At 59.2% G+C, this 16716-nt stretch carries 10 protein-coding genes; 7 read left to right on the forward strand and 3 right to left on the reverse strand.

Translation table 11 applies throughout. The annotated features are described in order from the left end of the window. The 5 genes from bcsZ (at position 1) to IEX01_RS14865 (ending at position 9842) form a co-directional block, all read left to right on the forward strand. Complete coding sequence (gene bcsZ, locus IEX01_RS14845; RefSeq protein ID WP_188724097.1) at positions 1-1104, forward strand: cellulose synthase complex periplasmic endoglucanase BcsZ; 1104 nt, start codon at positions 1-3, stop codon at positions 1102-1104. After that, entirely contained in the window at positions 1086-4592 is a 3507-nt protein-coding gene (gene bcsC, locus IEX01_RS14850; RefSeq protein ID WP_188724098.1) for a cellulose synthase complex outer membrane protein BcsC, read from the forward strand. Before bcsZ ends, bcsC begins: the two co-directional genes overlap by 19 nt. 113 nt (positions 4593-4705) lie before the next feature. After that, complete coding sequence (hmsP, locus tag IEX01_RS14855) at positions 4706-6706, forward strand: biofilm formation regulator HmsP (RefSeq protein WP_229701860.1); 2001 nt, start codon at positions 4706-4708, stop codon at positions 6704-6706. Positions 6707-6872: 166 nt separating this feature from the next. Continuing rightward, the gene (locus tag IEX01_RS14860; RefSeq protein WP_024556166.1) at positions 6873-8159 is read left to right on the forward strand and encodes a dicarboxylate/amino acid:cation symporter; all 1287 of its coding nucleotides are present in this window, start codon (positions 6873-6875) and stop codon (positions 8157-8159) included. Positions 8160-8357: 198 nt separating this feature from the next. Continuing rightward, positions 8358-9842 (forward strand): M16 family metallopeptidase, encoded by a 1485-nt coding sequence (locus tag IEX01_RS14865; RefSeq protein WP_024556167.1) that lies wholly within the window; start codon positions 8358-8360, stop codon positions 9840-9842. 48 nt (positions 9843-9890) lie between these two features. Here IEX01_RS14865 and kdgK read toward each other — a convergent pair whose 3' ends face one another. After that, positions 9891-10823 carry a 2-dehydro-3-deoxygluconokinase gene (gene kdgK, locus IEX01_RS14870; protein ID WP_188724100.1) on the reverse strand — a complete coding sequence of 311 codons (933 nt, stop codon included), beginning with the start codon at positions 10821-10823 and terminating at the stop codon, positions 9891-9893. 232 nt (positions 10824-11055) lie between these two features. Here kdgK and pdeH point away from each other — a divergent pair, with 232 nt between their 5' ends. Both pdeH and IEX01_RS14880 read left to right on the forward strand, forming a co-directional pair. Next, positions 11056-11829, forward strand: a complete 774-nt coding sequence (pdeH, locus tag IEX01_RS14875) for a cyclic-guanylate-specific phosphodiesterase (protein ID WP_024556169.1) — start codon at positions 11056-11058, stop codon at positions 11827-11829. Positions 11830-11891: 62 nt separating this feature from the next. Beyond that, on the forward strand, positions 11892-13949 hold the full coding sequence (locus IEX01_RS14880; RefSeq protein WP_188724101.1) for an AsmA family protein: 2058 nt from the start codon (positions 11892-11894) through the stop codon (positions 13947-13949). 125 nt (positions 13950-14074) lie between these two features. On the opposite strand, the gene IEX01_RS14885 is transcribed toward IEX01_RS14880, so the two are convergent. Then, positions 14075-15403: an MFS transporter gene (locus IEX01_RS14885; RefSeq protein ID WP_024556171.1), complete on the reverse strand. Its 1329-nt coding sequence runs from the start codon at positions 15401-15403 to the stop codon at positions 14075-14077. Positions 15404-15675: 272 nt separating this feature from the next. Next, entirely contained in the window at positions 15676-16713 is a 1038-nt protein-coding gene (gene yhjD, locus IEX01_RS14890; RefSeq protein WP_024560522.1) for an inner membrane protein YhjD, read from the reverse strand. Between the last annotated feature and the right edge of the window lie 3 nt (positions 16714-16716).

A 16716-nucleotide genomic window follows, 5' to 3' on the forward strand; every position in this document is an offset into this window, starting at 1 on the left:
ATGACGCGCCTGAGCAAAGGAGCGATAGCGGGACTGCTGCTGGCAGCGACCGCCACGCACGCCGCCTGCGGCTGGCCTGCCTGGGAGCAGTTTAAAAAAGAGTATGTCAGCGAGGGAGGCCGGGTTATCGACCCGAGCAGCGAGCGCAACATCACCACCTCTGAAGGACAGAGCTATGCGCTGTTCTTCGCGCTGGCGGCTAACGATCAAAAGGCGTTCGACAGGCTGCTGGCGTGGACCGAAAACAACCTCGCCGGCGGGTCGCTGAAAACGTCATTGCCCGCCTGGCTATGGGGCAAAAAGGCGGAAAACGACTGGACGGTGCTGGATACCAACTCCGCCTCCGACGCCGATGTCTGGATAGCCTGGGCGCTGCTTGAAGCCGGAAGAGTGTGGCAAACGCCGCGCTATAGCGAAACCGGCAAGGCGCTGCTTGCGCGTATCGCTAAAGAGGAAGTGGTTAAGGTGCCGGGACTGGGGCTGACGCTGCTGCCGGGCAAAGTCGGTTTCGCTGAGCACAACGTCTGGCGCCTCAATCCGAGCTACTTACCGCCCCAGCTGGCGCGTTACTTCACCCGCTACGGTGCGCCCTGGACTGCCGTTCAGGAGAGCAACTTGCGGCTGCTGGCCGAAACCGCACCGAAGGGTTTTTCGCCCGACTGGGTCAACTGGACAGGCGCAAGCTGGCAGATGAAGCCGGAAAAACCGCTGGTGAGCGGCTATGACGCCATTCGCGTCTATTTGTGGGTGGGCATGCTGCATGACGGTGACAGGCAAAAAGCCGCCCTGCTGCAACGCTTCAAACCCATGGCGGCGCTGACGCAAAAGCAAGGCGTGCCGCCAGAAAAAGTGGGCGTGACGGATGGCAAACCGCAGGGGCAGGGGCCGGTGGGCTTTTCCGCGTCGCTGCTGCCCTTTCTTCAGAATCGCGACGCCCAGGCGATTCAGCGCCAGCGCGTGGCCGATAACTTTCCCAAAAATGACGCTTATTACAGCTACGTCCTTACCCTGTTTGGCCAGGGGTGGGATGAGCACCGTTTCCGTTTTTCAGCCCAGGGAGAAGTAGCGCCTGGATGGGGAGAAGAATGTCGAAGTTCTCCATAAGCCTGCTTGGCCTGACGCTCGGCCTCGGCCTGATGCCGCAGGCTTGGGCGCAGGCTGACGTTCGTCAACAATTGCTCGAGCAGATCCGCCTTGGCGAAACGACGCAGCGCGACGATCTGGTGCGCCAGTCGCTCTATCGCCTTGAGCTGATGGACCCGGACAATCCGCAGACGATTAGCGCGCGCCTGCGCTACCAGTTGCGCCAGGGCGATATGGCGGGCGCGCAGAGGCAGCTCGACAGATTAGCGACGCTCGCGCCGGGTTCTGACGCGCTGCGCCAGGCGCAGTTAACCATGACGCTCGCTTCGCAAGAAGTCCGCCAGCAGCTTCAGCAAGCCCGCCTGCTCGGCGCCACCGGCCACGTCCCACAGGCGCTGGCGGCGTACCAGAAACTGTTTAACGGCAAGCCGCCCCAGGGCGAACTGGCCGTGGAGTACTGGACGCTCGCGGCGAAGCTGCCCGCGCAGCGTAACGAGGCGTTAAGCCAGCTTCAGGCGATTAACCGCCAGGAGCCGGGCAACGTGCAGGCCGGCAGCACGCTGGCGCAGCTGTTTTTCGCCAGCGACCGCGATGAAGAAGGGTTCGCCGTTCTTGAACAGCTGGCGAAATCAGCCACCGGCAGAGAAACCGCGTCGCGACAGTGGTATCAACATATTCAGTCGATGCCGATAAGCGACGCCAGCGTAAAAGCGTTGCAGCGCTATTTATTGGTATTTTCTTTTGGCGACAGCGTCGCCAAAGCGCAAACGCAGTTGGCGGAGCAGCAGGCGAAGCTCGCCGACCCGGCGTTTCGCGCCCGCGCGCAGGGGCTGGCGGCGGTGGATGCCGGGCAGGGCGGCGGCGCGCTGCCTGAGCTTGAGCAGGCGCGACGCGCCAATCCGCAGGACAGCGAGGTATTGGGCGCGCTGGCGCAGGCTTACGCCCGCCAGGGCAACCGGGCGAAGGCGGTGTCGCTGCTTGAACAGGCCATGGCTATCGACCCGGCCAGCGACAATCGCAGCAAATGGGACAGTCTGCTGCAGACTAACCGTTACTGGCTGCTCATCGGGCAGGGCGACGCGGCCCTGAAGGCCAACGACATCGCACTTGCGAAGCGGAAATACCAGCAGGCGCGGGCGGTGGATAAGCGCGACAGCTACGCGGTGCTGGGGCTTGGCGATGTGGCGGTGGCGGAAAAGGATGACGCGGCGGCGGAGCGCTATTATCAGCAGGCGCTGCGCCTGGACCGCGGCAACAGCAACGCGGTGCGCGGTCTTGCCAATCTTTACCGCCGCCAGTCGCCGGTACAAGCCAGCGCCTTTATTGCAGGCTTAAGCGCCAGCCAACGGCGCAGCATTGATGATATCGAGCGCAGCCTGACTAACGACCGGCTGGAGCAGGAGGCCGCCGCGCTGGAAAACCAGGGGCGCTTTAGCGAGGCGGTGGCGCGTCACCGCGAACGGCTGGCGCTTTCGCCTGGCGATGTCTGGATAACATACCGGCTGGCGAAAGACCTGGCGGCGGCCGGTCAGCAAACCGCGGCTGACACCGCTTTTGCCGACCTCGCCCGGCTTAAGCCGCAGGATGCTGAACAGGTATACGCTCGCAGCCTCTATCTTTCCGGCCAGGACCGCGACCAGGAGGCGCTGGCGCAAATCGCCGCGCTGCCGCAGGCGAAATGGAACCCGAATATCCACGAACTGGCGCAGCGGCTGGCGAGCAACGGGCTTATTAATCAGGCTAACCGCCTGCGCGACGCAGGCCAGGAGCGCCAGGCCATCACGCTGTTGCTAAGCCAGCCACCCGCCACCCGCATTGATTTAACGCTGGCGGACTGGGCGCAGCAGCGCGGTGACGATGCTGACGCGCGCGCGCTGTATCAGAAAGTGCTGCAACGGGAGCCGGACAACGCCGACGCGCGACTGGGACTTGCGGAAGTGCTGGCGGACGAAGGAGATGGCGCAGGCGCCCGGGCGCAGCTTGCGCAACTGCCTGTCGCGTCCCCCGGTGAGCCGCCCGCGCTGAATGCCGAACGCCGCGTCGCCAACGTGCTGGCGCTGGCGGGGGATAAAACAGCGGCGCGCGAAGGCTTTCGCAAGCTTATCCCGCAGGCGACGTCGCAACCGCCCTCACAGGCCACCGCCCTGGTGTTGCGCGACGCGGCCCGTTTTCAGGCGCAGGATGGCGAGCCGCAGCAGGCGCTGGAAACGTATCGCGACGCCATGGTGGCGTCGGGCATTGCGCCTTCACGGCCACGGGATAACGGCGACTTCACCCGGCTGACGCGCAACCATGAAAAAGATGACTGGCTTAAGCGCGGCGTGCGCAGCGACGCGGCGGCGCTTTACCGTCAACAGGATGTGAACGTCACGCTCGACCACGACTACTGGGGCTCCAGCGGTACGCCGGGCTATTCGGATTTAAAAGCGCACACCACCATGCTTCAGGTGGACGCCCCGCTCAGCGACGGACGGATGTTCTTTCGCACCGACGTGGTGAATATGAACGCCGGAAGCTTTAAAAGCGAAGATGGCGTATATAGCCCCAGTTGGGGAACCTGCGAGGCAACGCCATGCTACGGCAGCGCCTCGCAAAAAGCGCATGGCGTAAGCGTCGCGGCGGGCTGGCGCAACGACACCTGGGAGGGGGATATCGGCACGACGCCGATGGGCTTTAAGGTCGTTGATATCGTAGGCGGCCTGAGCTACAGCGACGATCTCGGCCCTGTTGGCTATACGCTTAACGCGCACCGTCGCCCTCTCTCCAGCTCGCTGCTCGCGTTCGCCGGGCAGAAAGACGCCAGCGCCAATACCGGTACGACCTGGGGCGGGGTTCGCGCCACCGGCGGCGGGGTGAGCCTGAGCTATGATAAAGGCGAGGCGAACGGCGTATGGGCGAGCCTTAACGCCGATATGCTTACGGGTAAAAACGTTCAGGACAACTGGCGCGTGCGCTGGATGACGGGCTATTACTATAAGTTTATTAACGAGGATAATCGCCGCCTGACGCTGGGCCTGAACAACATGATCTGGCACTACGAGAAGGACCTGAGCGGCTATAACCTCGGTCAGGGCGGTTATTACAGTCCTCAGGAGTATGTGTCGTTCGCCGTGCCGCTGACCTGGCGCCAGCGCACAGAAAACTGGTCATGGGAAGTGGGCGGTTCCGCCTCCTGGTCGCATTCGCGTACCCGCAGCGGGCCGCGCTATCCGCTTTCCGGCCTGGTTCCTTCGCCGCAGGACACCGACGGCGACGGCGTTTTTGACCGTTATGGCGATAAGGCGGAGCCGGAATCCGGCGGCACCGGGTCCGGCTTCGGCTATACGGCGCGCGCGCTGGTGGAGAGACGCATCAGCAAAAACTGGTCGATCGGTGCGGGCATTGATATCCAGCAGGCGAAAGATTACACCCCAAGCCATGCGCAGATATTTGTACGCTACTCCCAGGCGGGCTGGCAGGGCGATATGGATATGCCGCCGCAGCCGCTGGTGCCATACGCGGACTGGTAGTCTGAATAAAGGGTTAGCGCCGAGAGTTCGCGGTCAAAATTCTACACAATGCAGTATACTCTGCCCGCAAAGCGCATTATTTGCAGCGGGCAGAGGCACAGTGGAGAGTTAACTTGCGAGTCAGTCGTTCCTTAACGATTAAACAAATGGCGACGGTGTCAGCCGTCTCCCTGGTGTTTATTTTTGTTTTTGTTGTGATTTTGCTGTTTCACTTCGCGCAGTCCAATCGCTATAACGTTGCCATGCAGATGGAGAGCGTGGCGCGCTCGGTGCGCCAGCCTCTCTCCGCCGCCATTCTGAAAGCCGATATTCCCGAAGCGGAAGCGATTTTGCAGCAGATCAAACCGGCGGGCGTTATCAGCCGCGCCGACGTAGTGCTGCCAAACCAGTTTCAGGCGTTAAGGGTGCGTTTCACGCCCGATCGCCCCATCCCGATGATGATTTCGCGCATTTTTGAGCTGCCGGTGCAGATTACCCTGCCGCTGTACTCCCTTGAACGCCCGGCGAACCCGCAGCCCCTGGCCTATCTGGTTTTGCAGGCGGACTCGTGGCGCGTTTATCGCTTTATCATGCACCTGATTTCAACATTGCTTACCGCCTGGCTGCTGCTCTCGCTGATTCTTTCCGTGGCCATTACCTGGTGCGTTAACCGGCTTATCGTCCACCCGCTGCGTAAAATTGCCCGCGAGCTTAACGAGCTGGACGCGGCGAAAGTGCTTCCTCACCAGCTTAAGCTGGCGCGGCTGCATAAAGATGATGAGATAGGCATGCTGGTGCGCAGCTATAACCGCAACCAGCAAACGCTGATGCGCCTGCAGGAAGAGACCACGGCGCTCAGCACCCACTCGCCGATTACCGGCCTGCCGAACCGGGCGCTGCTGATGTCGCTGCTGGAAAAGGTCGTCTCGGGCGGCAAAACCACGGCGCTGGTGTTTATCGCCTGTGAAACCTTGCAGGAAGCGGCGGCGGTGTTGAGTGAAGAAGAACGCAGCCGCGTGCTCGTCACCATTGTGGAAAGAATGCGGTCGGCGCTGTCGCCGAGAATGGTTATCGCCCAGGTCAGCCATTATGACTTCGCCGTTATTGCCCACGGCGTGAAGGAGCGGGGGCATGCGTTAACGCTTGCCCAACAGCTGCTTGCCGCGATCGGTGAAAACCTGCCTGGCGGCGAGTTGCATTTGCGACCTACCGCCAGCATCGGCATCGCGATGTACCATGGCGAACTCAGCGCAGAGCAGCTTTATCGTCATGCCGTGGTGGCCGCCTTCAGCGCGCGACGCAAGGGTAAAAACCAGGTGCTCTTTTTCGACCCCGAGCAGACGCTTCAGGCGCAGCGGCGGCTGACCGAAGAGAGCGATATCCTCAATGCGCTCGACAGCCATCAGTACGCCATCTGGCTTCAGCCGCAGGTCGATTTGCGCACCGGCAAAGTGGTCAGCGCCGAAGCGCTGCTTCGCCAGCAGCAGGCGGACGGCAGCTGGGCCTTGCCGGAAGGGTTGATTGAGACCATTGAATCCAGCGGCCTGATGGTGCTGGTGGGCAACTGGGTGCTGGAGGAGGCGTGTCGGCTGCTGGCGGCCTGGCAAAGCCGCAACATCACGATGCCGCTGTCGGTAAACCTGTCAGCGTTGCAGTTGCTGCACCATGAGATGGTGCCCTCGCTGCTCGCTTTGCTTGAACGCTACCGCATCGCGCCAGGCACGCTGGTGCTGGAGGTCACGGAAAGCCGCCGTATCGACGACCCGGACGCGGCGGTTTCTATTCTGCGCCCGTTGCGTAACGCCGGGGTGCGTATTGCGCTGGATGATTTCGGTATGGGTTACGCCAGCCTGCGTCAGCTGCACCATATGAAAACGGTGCCGGTGGACGTGATGAAAATGGATAAAAAATTTATTGAAGGGCTACCGCAGGAGCATGGCATGGCCGACGTGATTATTCAGCTGGCGGCGAGTTTGTCGCTGGACGTGGTGGCCGAAGGGGTGGAAACCGACGCGCAGCGCGACTGGCTCGCCAGCGCCGGCGTGAGCCTGGCGCAGGGCTACCTGTTCGGTAAGGCGACAACGGCGCAGGAGTTTGAGCGTCTTTATCTTTCTCGCTCCGGCCCTGCGGCGTAAGCGCTGCGATTCAGCGCGACTTATGCGAGCCAGCTCATAATTTTTAACATTAATGTTAACAAGCTGGTGTGTTGTTATTTCTGTGATGTATACCGGGTGTTACTTTTAGCCAACAGGATTGCTAAACAAGCACTTTTCTTGTGGTTATTACCTTCAAGGACACCCTATGAAACTCTCACTCTTCAAGAGCCTCTATTTTCAGGTTTTGACCGCCATCGCTATCGGCATTCTGCTCGGCCACTTCTACCCGGAGCTGGGCGCGCAGATGAAGCCGCTGGGCGACGCCTTCGTTAAGCTCATCAAAATGATTATCGCCCCGGTGATTTTCTGTACCGTGGTGACCGGCATCGCCGGCATGGAAAGCATGAAGGCGGTTGGGCGCACCGGCGCGGTCGCGCTGCTCTATTTTGAGGTCGTCAGCACGCTGGCGCTGATTATCGGCCTGGTTATTGTGAACCTGGTGCAGCCAGGCGCGGGCATGAACGTTGACCCGGCGACGCTGGACGCGAAAGCGGTGGCGGTTTACGCCGAACAGGCGCAGCAGCAGGGCGTAGTCGCCTTCCTGCTGGACGTTATCCCCGGCAGCGTCATCGGCGCGTTCGCCAGCGGCAACATTTTGCAGGTGCTGCTGTTCGCCGTGCTGTTTGGCTTTGCGCTGCACCGTCTTGGCAAAAACGGCCAGCTGATTTTCAACGTTATTGAAAGCTTCTCGCAGGTTATCTTCGGCATTATCAATATGATCATGCGCCTTGCGCCGATTGGCGCGTTTGGGGCGATGGCCTTCACCATTGGGAAATATGGCGTCGGCACGCTGGTGCAGCTCGGCCAGCTGATTGTCTGCTTCTATATCACCTGTATTCTGTTCGTGGTGGTGGTATTGGGCGCTATTGCCCGCGCGACGGGCTTCAATATCTTCAAATTTATCCGCTACATCAAAGAAGAGCTGCTGATTGTGCTGGGGACGTCGTCTTCAGAGTCGGCGCTGCCGCGCATGCTCGATAAAATGGAGAAGCTGGGCTGCAAGAAATCGGTGGTGGGGCTGGTTATCCCGACCGGTTACTCGTTTAACCTCGACGGCACCTCCATTTATCTGACGATGGCGGCGGTGTTTATCGCCCAGGCGACCAACAGCCATATGGATATCTTCCATCAAATCACGCTGCTGGTGGTGCTGCTGCTCTCTTCGAAAGGGGCGGCCGGGGTAACCGGCAGCGGGTTTATCGTGCTGGCGGCGACCATTTCGGCGGTAGGCCACCTGCCTGTCGCGGGGCTGGCGCTGATCCTTGGCATCGATCGCTTTATGTCGGAAGCGCGTGCGCTGACTAACCTGGTCGGCAATGGCGTAGCGACAATCGTCGTGGCGAAGTGGGTTAAACAGCTTGATGAAAAGCAGCTCAAAGCGACGCTGAACCCGAAAAAACGCGACGCCCGCCCGCAACAAATCTCCTCCTGATCTCACTCTTCTGCCCGCTGCCGCTTGCCTCGGCTGCGGGCCCCTGCGCATAATTGGCTTTTATTTCACTTTATTGCGTGACGTTTTGTTAATTTCGCGGTCAAACGAAAAGTTCTGACGTCACCTTTGATGGCCGTACATGCGCGACAGGTCATCGCTTGAATGATTTTTAACCAGGAATGTTGATCAGGGGTACACATGCAGGGCACTAAAATTCGTCTTTTCGCCGGGAGCCTGCTGATGATAGCGGCTACTGGCTACGTGCAGGCAGAAGCGCTCCAGCCCGACCCGGCCTGGCAACAAGGCACGCTGGCGAACGGTTTTCAGTGGCAGGTGCTGGCGACGCCGCAACGCCCCAGCGACCGAGTGGAAATCCGCCTCTCCATTAATACCGGCTCGCTTGCGGAAAGCACCCAGCAGAGCGGTTACAGCCGCTTTCTGCCGCGCCTTGCGTTGACCCAGAGCGGCAGCCTGCAACCCACTCAGGCGCGCTCCTTATGGCAGCAAAGCATCGACCCGAAGCGCCCGTTGCCGCCGGTTATTGTCTCTTATGACACCACGCTGTTTAATCTGAGCCTGCCCAATAACCGCAACGATTTACTCAAAGAAGCGCTGACGTACCTTGCCGACGCGGCAGGACAAACCAAAATCACCCCTGAGAGCATTACAAAGGCGCTGCAGGGACAGGATATGGTCGTTACGTCGCCCATCGATACCAAAGAGGGCTGGTGGCGCTACCGCCTGAAGGGATCGACACTGCTCGGCCACGACCCGGCGGATGAGATCCGCCAGCCGGTGGATGCTAACCAGCTGAAAGCGTTTTACCAGAAGTGGTATACGCCGGACGCGATGACGCTTATCGTCGTCGGCAACATCGACAGCCGCGCGGTGGCGGAGCAGATCAACAAAACCTTTGGCGACCTGAAAGGCAAGCGCGAAACGCCTGCGCCGGTGCCGACGCTCTCTCCGCTGCGCCATGAGCCGGTGAGCATCATGACCGATATGGTGCGCCAGGACAGGCTCTCCATCATGTGGGACACTCCCTGGCAGCCTATCCGCGAATCCGCGGCGCTGCAGCGTTACTGGCGCGCCGACCTCGCCCGCGAGGCGCTGTTCTGGCACGTTCAGCAAAATTTAAGCAAAAACAGCATCAAGGATATCGGCATCGGCTTTGACTGCCGCGTGCTGTTCCAGCGCGCCCAGTGCGCCATTAACGTGGAATCGCCGACCGACAAGCTCAACAGCAATCTGGCGCTGGTCGCCCGTGAGCTGGCGAACGTGCGCGGCAATGGCCTTTCCGGGGATGAGTTCAACGCGCTTATCGCGCAGAAAAAGCTGGAGCTGCAAAAGCTTTTCGCCACCTATGCGCGCACAGATACCGACATCCTTATCAACCAACGGATGCGCTCTTTGCAAAACCAGGTGGTGGATATCGCGCCGGAGCAATACCAGAAGCTGCGCCAGAGCTTCCTGGACAGCCTGACGCTTGAGCAGCTAAACCAGGATCTCCGTCAGCAGCTTTCGCAGACGATGTCGCTGATTCTGCTGCAGCCGAAGGGTGAGCCTGAGTACAGCATGCAGGAGTTGCAAACGACGTGGGATAAGATAATGACGCCTGCCGTCACGCCGGCCGCCGCCGACGACACCCATCAGGATGTGACCGATATTCCGCCTGCGCAGTAAGGCGTGTTGCAGATAAAAAAAGCGCCTCGCGGCGCTTTTTTTATGGCCTCAGGCCGGCATCGCCGAGGCGGGAATAATCGCGCCGCGATACTGAATGACGGTGCTCGCAGTCAGATGGCCGCGTTTTGCCGCCTCTTCTGCGCTGCCGCCGACGAGGCGCACCGCCAGATAGCCGGCGCTGAAGGAGTCGCCCGCGGCCGTCGTATCAATCACTTTCTCTTTTGGCAGTTTCACCGCCGGCACGTCCAGCACCGCCTCGCCCTGAATGGCGACGAGGCAAGAATCCGCGCCGCGCTTGATAACCACTTCCCACACGCCCGCCGCATGGGTGCGCGCAATCACCTCTTCTACCGGCTTTTCGCCCCACAGCGCGTCTTCATCATCCAGCGTCAGAAAGGCGATATCGGTGCAGCTTAACATCTGCTGATAAACCTGCTGTGTCTCTTCGCGGCTGGCCCACAGGCGCGGGCGATAGTTGTTGTCAAAAATCACCTTGCCGCCGTTGGCGCGGCAGTTGCGCAGCAGGTTGAGCAGTTTTTCACGGCTTTGCGGGCTGAGAATAGCAAGGCTGATGCCGCTCAGATAGAGGTAGTCAAAACCTGCAAGCTCGGCGCAGATGGCGTCCGCCTGGTCGCTCTCCAGCCAGTAGCGGGCCGCCGCTTCATTGCGCCAGTAGTAAAACGTACGCTCGCCGCTGGCGTCGGTCTCAATGTAATACAGGCCCGGCAGCCGGTTCTCCATGCGCTGCGTCAGGTCGGTCTTCACATATTCTGCCTGCCAGGCGTCGATCATCTGCTGGCTGAAATTGTCCTGGCCCAGCGCGGTGACGTAGTGCACGGAGAGGGCGGTCGGCGCGACCTGACGGGCAATATAAACTGACGTGTTAAGGGTATCGCCGCCAAAACCACGGTTTACCTCCGTGCCTTTTTGCGACAGTTCAATCATGCATTCGCCAATAACGGCAATCTTTTGCAAAGACATAGTGAAGAACCTGTACAGAGAAAATGAAAGCTAGTGTGTGCTCCGCTGATAAATCCGTCAAACATTTTAAAACATCGTTCCGATATTTATTTGAGCCAAACAGGTATTTTGAAAGTCCCGGAAAAACAGTGATTCATAAACAGGCAGAGATTGAACATAAAGTTCTCACCTGGCGGGCCGATAATTCGTTGGCGAGTCCAGGACAGCCATCACGTTTAACAGGACGACTACGATGAAGTTAAAACAGGTCACTCAACGGCTACCTATGCCTGCCGCGAACATTGAAAATCTCCAGGAGCGGCGTTTCTGGTTGCAGTGTGAGCGTGCCTATACCTATCAACCCATATATAAAACCGATGGGCGACTATTGGCGGTAGAGCTGCTGACGGTGGTCACGCATCCCCGCGAGCCGGATCGGCGCATTCCGCCTGACCGCTATTTTTCGGAACTGCCCGTTCGCCAGCGGCTGATGGTAATTGACGAACAGCTGTCGGTGCTGGAGGCGCGAGCCGCCTTTTTCCAGCAAAACCAGGTGCTGGCCTCGGTGAACATTGACGGCCCCACGCTGCTGACGATGCGCGAACACAGCGAACTGCTGGATCGAGCCAACCGGCTTGAGTGGGTGCGCTTTGAGCTGGTGGAGCATATCCGCCTGCCGCAGGACTCCTCGTTCGCCAGCGTTTGCGAGTTAGGGCCGCTCTGGCTGGATGACTTTGGCACCGGCATGGCGAATTTCTCGGCGTTAAGCGAAGTCCGTTACGACTATATCAAAGTGGCGCGCGAGCTCTTCACGATGCTGCGTAAAACGCCTGAGGGCCAAAACCTTTTCACACTGCTGCTGCAACTAATGAATCGTTATTGCGAAGGGGTGATTGTCGAAGGGGTGGAAACCGAAGAGGAGTGGCGCGACGTGCAGGCTTCGCCCGCGCTTGCCGCTCAGGGATATTTCCTCTCCCGTCCGGTCTCTTTTGATACCCTGGAGCGCGTAATGCTAAGACTTTCCTGATGTTGTTTCCGTTTCCCTAAACTATCTTTACTTAAGGCAAGGTAGAAAGGGAAGGCGCGGAAATGACAAAAACAGGCAAAATAATCAGTGCGGTAGCAGGGATCTTCGTGTTGCTGATCGTGATTTTAATCATTGTTATCGCCACTTTTGACTGGAACCGATTAAAACCGACCATTAACGAGAAAGTCTCCACCGAGCTGAACCGTCCTTTCGCTATTCGCGGCGATCTGGGCGTGGTGTGGGAGCGCAGCAAAGAGGAAACCGGCTGGCGCAGCTGGGTGCCGTGGCCGCACGTCCATGCCGAAGACATTATCCTCGGCAACCCGCCTGAAATCCCTGAAGTCACCATGGTGCATTTGCCTCGCGTGGAAGCCACGCTCGCGCCGCTCGCGCTGCTGACCAAAACGGTCTACATCCCCTGGATTAAACTGGTGCAGCCGGATGCGCGCCTGATTCGCCTGTCGGAAAAAAACAATAACTGGACCTTTAACCTGGCGAACAGCGATAAAAAAGAGGAGAACGCCCAGCCTTCCGCCTGGTCTTTTAAGCTCGACAATATCCTGTTCGATAAAGGCCATATTTCCATTGATGACAAGCTCAGCCGCGCCGATGTGAAAATTACCGTCGATCCGCTCGGCAAACCTCTGCCGTTCAATGAAGTGACCGGCGCAGATGATAAAGAGAACAAGGGCAACGTCGGCAACTATGTTTTTGGCCTGAAAGCGGACGGGCGCTACAACGGCCAGGCCGTTGAAGGCACCGGAAAAATCGGCGGCATGCTGGCGCTGAGAAGCGAAGGCACGCCGTTCCCGGTGCAGGCCGATTTACGCTCCGGTAATACCCGCGTGGCCTTTTTCGGCACCGTTAATGACCCGATGAACATGGGCGGGGTGGATTTAAAACTGAAATTTGCGGGCGATTCGCTGGGCGAGCTTTACGAGCTGACCGGCGTACTGCTGCCGGACACCCCGCCGTTTGAAACGGATGGCCGACTGGTGGCGAAAATCGGCGATAAAACTTCCACCTATGATTATCGCGGTTTTAACGGTCGCATCGGCGACAGCGACATTCACGGTTCGCTCACCTATACCAAAGGCGAACCGCGGCCGAAGCTGGAGGGTGATTTAGAGTCGCGCCAGCTGCGTCTGGCGGATTTGGGGCCGCTTATCGGCGTCGATTCTGGCAAAGAGGCTGACAAGAGCAAACGCGCCGAACAGCGCAAGGGCGAAAAATCGTCGCAGCCGGCGGATAAAGTGCTGCCGTACGATAAATTCGAAACCGATAAATGGGATGTGATGGATGCGGACGTGCGCTTTAAAGGCCGCCGCATTGAACACAGCGCCAGCCTGCCGTTAAGCGACCTCACTACGCATATCATTCTGACCAACGGCGACCTGCGCCTGAAGCCGCTTAAGTTCGGCATGGCGGGCGGCACCATTAATTCCACCATTCATCTGGACGGCAGAAAATCGCCGATGCAGGGCGCGGCGGATATTCAGGCGCGTCGCCTGAAGCTTAAAGAGCTGATGCCGGATGTGGAGCTGATGCAAAAGACGCTCGGCGAGCTGAACGGCGATGCGGATTTCCGCGGCACTGGCAACTCGGTGGCGGCGCTGCTTGGCAGCAGCAACGGCAACCTGAAGCTGCTGATGAATGATGGCTTGATTAGCCGCAACCTGATGGAAATTCTCGGCCTCAACGTGGGTAACTTTGTCGTCGGCCAGATTTTCGGCGATGAGGAGGTGCGCGTGAACTGCGCGGCGGCGAACCTCGATCTGGTGAACGGCGTGGCCCGTCCGCAAATTTTCGCCTTCGATACGGAAAATGCGCTGATTAACATTACCGGCACCACCAGTTTCGCCAACGAGCGGCTCGATCTCACCATTAACCCGGAAAGCAAAGGGGTGCGTATTGTTACGCTGCGCTCGCCGCTTTACGTGCGCGGCTCCTTCAAGAACCCGGATTACGGCGTGAAGCCGGGGCCGCTCATCGCCCGTGGCGCCGTAGCCGCCGCGCTGGCGACGCTGGTGACCCCGGCCGCCGCGCTGCTGGCGTTGATTTCGCCGTCCGAGGGCAGCGAGAATCAGTGCGGCGCGATTTTGTCGCAAATGAAGAAATAAGAAGAGCGGGCCGGTTCGTCTGAATCTCCTGCGGCGGTAAGCAACGCGTTACCCGCCGGGCCCGGTGTCACAGAGATAAAAAAGGCTGCCCGAAGGCAGCCTTTTTCATTAACGCGATGGCGGGATTACAGCGCCTGCTCGCGCGTCTCATGCGTTGCCACCAGCGCAATCAGCGTTAACGCCGCCATTGCCGCAAGGTAAATGCCAACGTAAGTCAGGCCATAGTTCGCCTGCAGCCAGGTGGCGATGTAGGGCGCAACCGACGCTCCCAGAATCGACGACACGTTATAGGAGAACGAGGCGCCGGTGTAACGCACTTCCGTCGGAAACAGCTCCGGCAGCAGCGCGCCCATCGGACCGAACGTCAGCCCCATCAGGCTTAAGCCAATCAGCAGGTAGGCCATCACCATCGCCTGGTTGCCGGAACCGAGCAGCGGCGGGAAGACAAACAGCGCGAACAGCAGGATCAGGCTGGTAATGGTTATCATGCTCTTGCGGCGGCCAAAACGGTCCGCCAGCAGCCCTGCTACCGGCACCATGACGCCAAAGCCAATCACCGCCATCATCAGCATCCACAGCACGCTATTGCGCGAGAAGCCAAGGCCGCCTTGCGCCGCTGGCGTGGTGCTGAAGGTCATGGAGTAGACCGTCATGATGTAAAACAGCGTATAGGTCGCAAGCATAATAAAGGTGCCGAGCACCGTCACGCGCACGTGTTTCGTCAGCAGGGTGCCAAGCGGGATTTTCACCTGTTTCTTCGCTTTGGCGATTTTGGCGAACACCGGCGTTTCATGCAGGGAAACGCGCACGTAGAGGCCAATCAACACCAGCACGGCGGAGAAGATAAACGGCACGCGCCAGCCCCAGCTCATGAACTGTTCGTCGGTCAGCAGCCAGGAGAGCAGCAGGAAGGTGCCGTTGGCGAAGAAGAAGCCGATCGGCGCGCCAAGCTGCGGGAAGGAGCCGTAAAGCGCACGCTTGCGCGGCGGCGCGTTTTCGGTAGCGAGCAATGCTGCGCCGCCCCATTCGCCGCCAAGACCCAGGCCCTGACCAAAGCGCGCCAGCGCCAGCAGCAGCGGGGCGAGCACGCCGATGCTCTCATAGCCTGGCAGCAGGCCGATCAGCACCGTTGAAATGCCCATGGTGAGCAGCGAGGCGACCAGCGTCACTTTGCGGCCCACGCGGTCGCCGAAGTGGCCAAACAGGGCGGAGCCAATCGGGCGCGCCACAAAGGCGATAGCGAAAGTAGCAAGCGATTGTAGCGTGGCGGCGGTCGGGTCGCCCTGCGGGAAGAAGATGTGCGGGAAGACAATTACCGCCGCAGTGGCATAAATGTAAAAGTCGAAGAACTCGATGGCGGTGCCAATGAGCGAGGCGATAACCACTTTACCGCGAGAGTTTACCGGCGTGGCGTCCTGGTCGTTTTCCAGAGTCGTTGCGAGTGATGCTTGCATAGATATTTCTTATTTTTTACCGTCGGACAGCCATATTAGCCACAGCAAAAGCGACATTTCAACGCGCTGCCCGCCGTCGCTTTGCGCAAAAAACAGGCAAAAAGCGAATAATTTTCGGGCTCGCCGAATATCTTCTATGAAATGCTTCACGATTTTTGATAATCAGAAGATAAAACTGGTTTTTGGTTAAACAAAAGTTACAGGCTGGATTTATATGCTGAAGTAGCGGCGGCGGGTGAAAAAAACAGAGGTTTTTCAACCCGCCTGCCGGTTTAGTCGAAGTGTTTGCCCGGCATTTTCGGGTCGTCTTTATATTCCGCGGTGGCTATCCAGGCCGCGCAGAAGAGCGTCAGACGGGCAAAGAAGTAGAAGAACGCCAGCAGCCCCAGTACCGAGCCAAAGGCAGCGCCGGACGGCGACGTCACCAGTGAAGGCAGGGTATAGGTCATGATGACTTTGATGATTTCAAACCCTATCGCGGCGATAAACGAGCCGCGCACCAGCGCTTTACGGCGCGGGCGATGGCGCGGCAGCCGCCAGAAGATCCAGAAGAAAAGCAGGAAGTTGGCGCAGATGGAAATCGCAAGGCCAATCAGATGCCAGACGGGTTTCAGCCAGGGAATGTAATCAAGGTAAAGCCAGCGAATAATCGCCTCCTGCGCGGAGCCGGCGACCGAGGTGATAGAGAGGGTGATGACCAGCGCCACCAGCAGGCCGATGAGCGAGATAAAATCGCGCAGGTATTTCACCCACCACTTTTCTTCGTCCTGCGCGCCACGCTCCCACACCTCGCGCGACTGGGCGCGAATAGCTTCACGTAGGTTGCCCATCCAGCTCACCCCGGAATAGAGCGCCACACCAAGCCCGACAATACCTACCGTGGTGCGCTGCTGCACGGCGGCGTTAATGCTGCTTTGCAGCGTCTGGGCGAGCGTCGGGTCGCTTACGTTCATCAGGATTTTGCTGAAGATGTCCTGCAAAAGCGTGGGGTGAGAGGCGAGAATAAACCCGGCGGCGGCGAATGAGACCATCAGGATAGGGATCATCGACAGGAACGAGAAATAGGTGATAGCCGCGCCGAACTGGCTGCCGAGCCGGTCGTTAAAACGCTCCGTTGCGCGGATAAGATGCGCCACCATCGGGCGACGTTCCAGCTTTTCCACGGTTTGCGTAACGGCGGCGACGGGGCCTTCGCCTTTCTCCTTAGGCTCCGCTTTTTTCTCCTCAGGCGGGCGGGTGTCAAGCTGCGGCACGGGTTTGTAATCCAGGTCTTCCGTTGGCCGTTTTGCAGGCTTCTCCGGTGTCGTCATTAA

Source organism: Franconibacter daqui (assembly GCF_014644275.1).
In the GTDB taxonomy this organism is placed as follows: domain Bacteria; phylum Pseudomonadota; class Gammaproteobacteria; order Enterobacterales; family Enterobacteriaceae; genus Franconibacter; species Franconibacter pulveris.

Excerpts from the sequence above, each read along its gene's own strand:
- bcsZ (WP_188724097.1), top strand. The coding sequence starts at position 1 with ATGACGCGCCTGAGCAAAGGAGCGATAGCGGGACTGCTGCTGGCAGCG.
- bcsC (WP_188724098.1), top strand. The coding sequence starts at position 1,086 with ATGTCGAAGTTCTCCATAAGCCTGCTTGGCCTGACGCTCGGCCTCGGC.
- IEX01_RS14860 (WP_024556166.1), top strand. The coding sequence starts at position 6,873 with ATGAAACTCTCACTCTTCAAGAGCCTCTATTTTCAGGTTTTGACCGCC.
- IEX01_RS14865 (WP_024556167.1), top strand. The coding sequence starts at position 8,358 with ATGCAGGGCACTAAAATTCGTCTTTTCGCCGGGAGCCTGCTGATGATA.
- kdgK (WP_188724100.1), bottom strand. The coding sequence starts at position 10,823 with ATGTCTTTGCAAAAGATTGCCGTTATTGGCGAATGCATGATTGAACTG.
- pdeH (WP_024556169.1), top strand. The coding sequence starts at position 11,056 with ATGAAGTTAAAACAGGTCACTCAACGGCTACCTATGCCTGCCGCGAAC.
- IEX01_RS14880 (WP_188724101.1), top strand. The coding sequence starts at position 11,892 with ATGACAAAAACAGGCAAAATAATCAGTGCGGTAGCAGGGATCTTCGTG.
- IEX01_RS14885 (WP_024556171.1), bottom strand. The coding sequence starts at position 15,403 with ATGCAAGCATCACTCGCAACGACTCTGGAAAACGACCAGGACGCCACG.
- yhjD (WP_024560522.1), bottom strand. The coding sequence starts at position 16,713 with ATGACGACACCGGAGAAGCCTGCAAAACGGCCAACGGAAGACCTGGAT.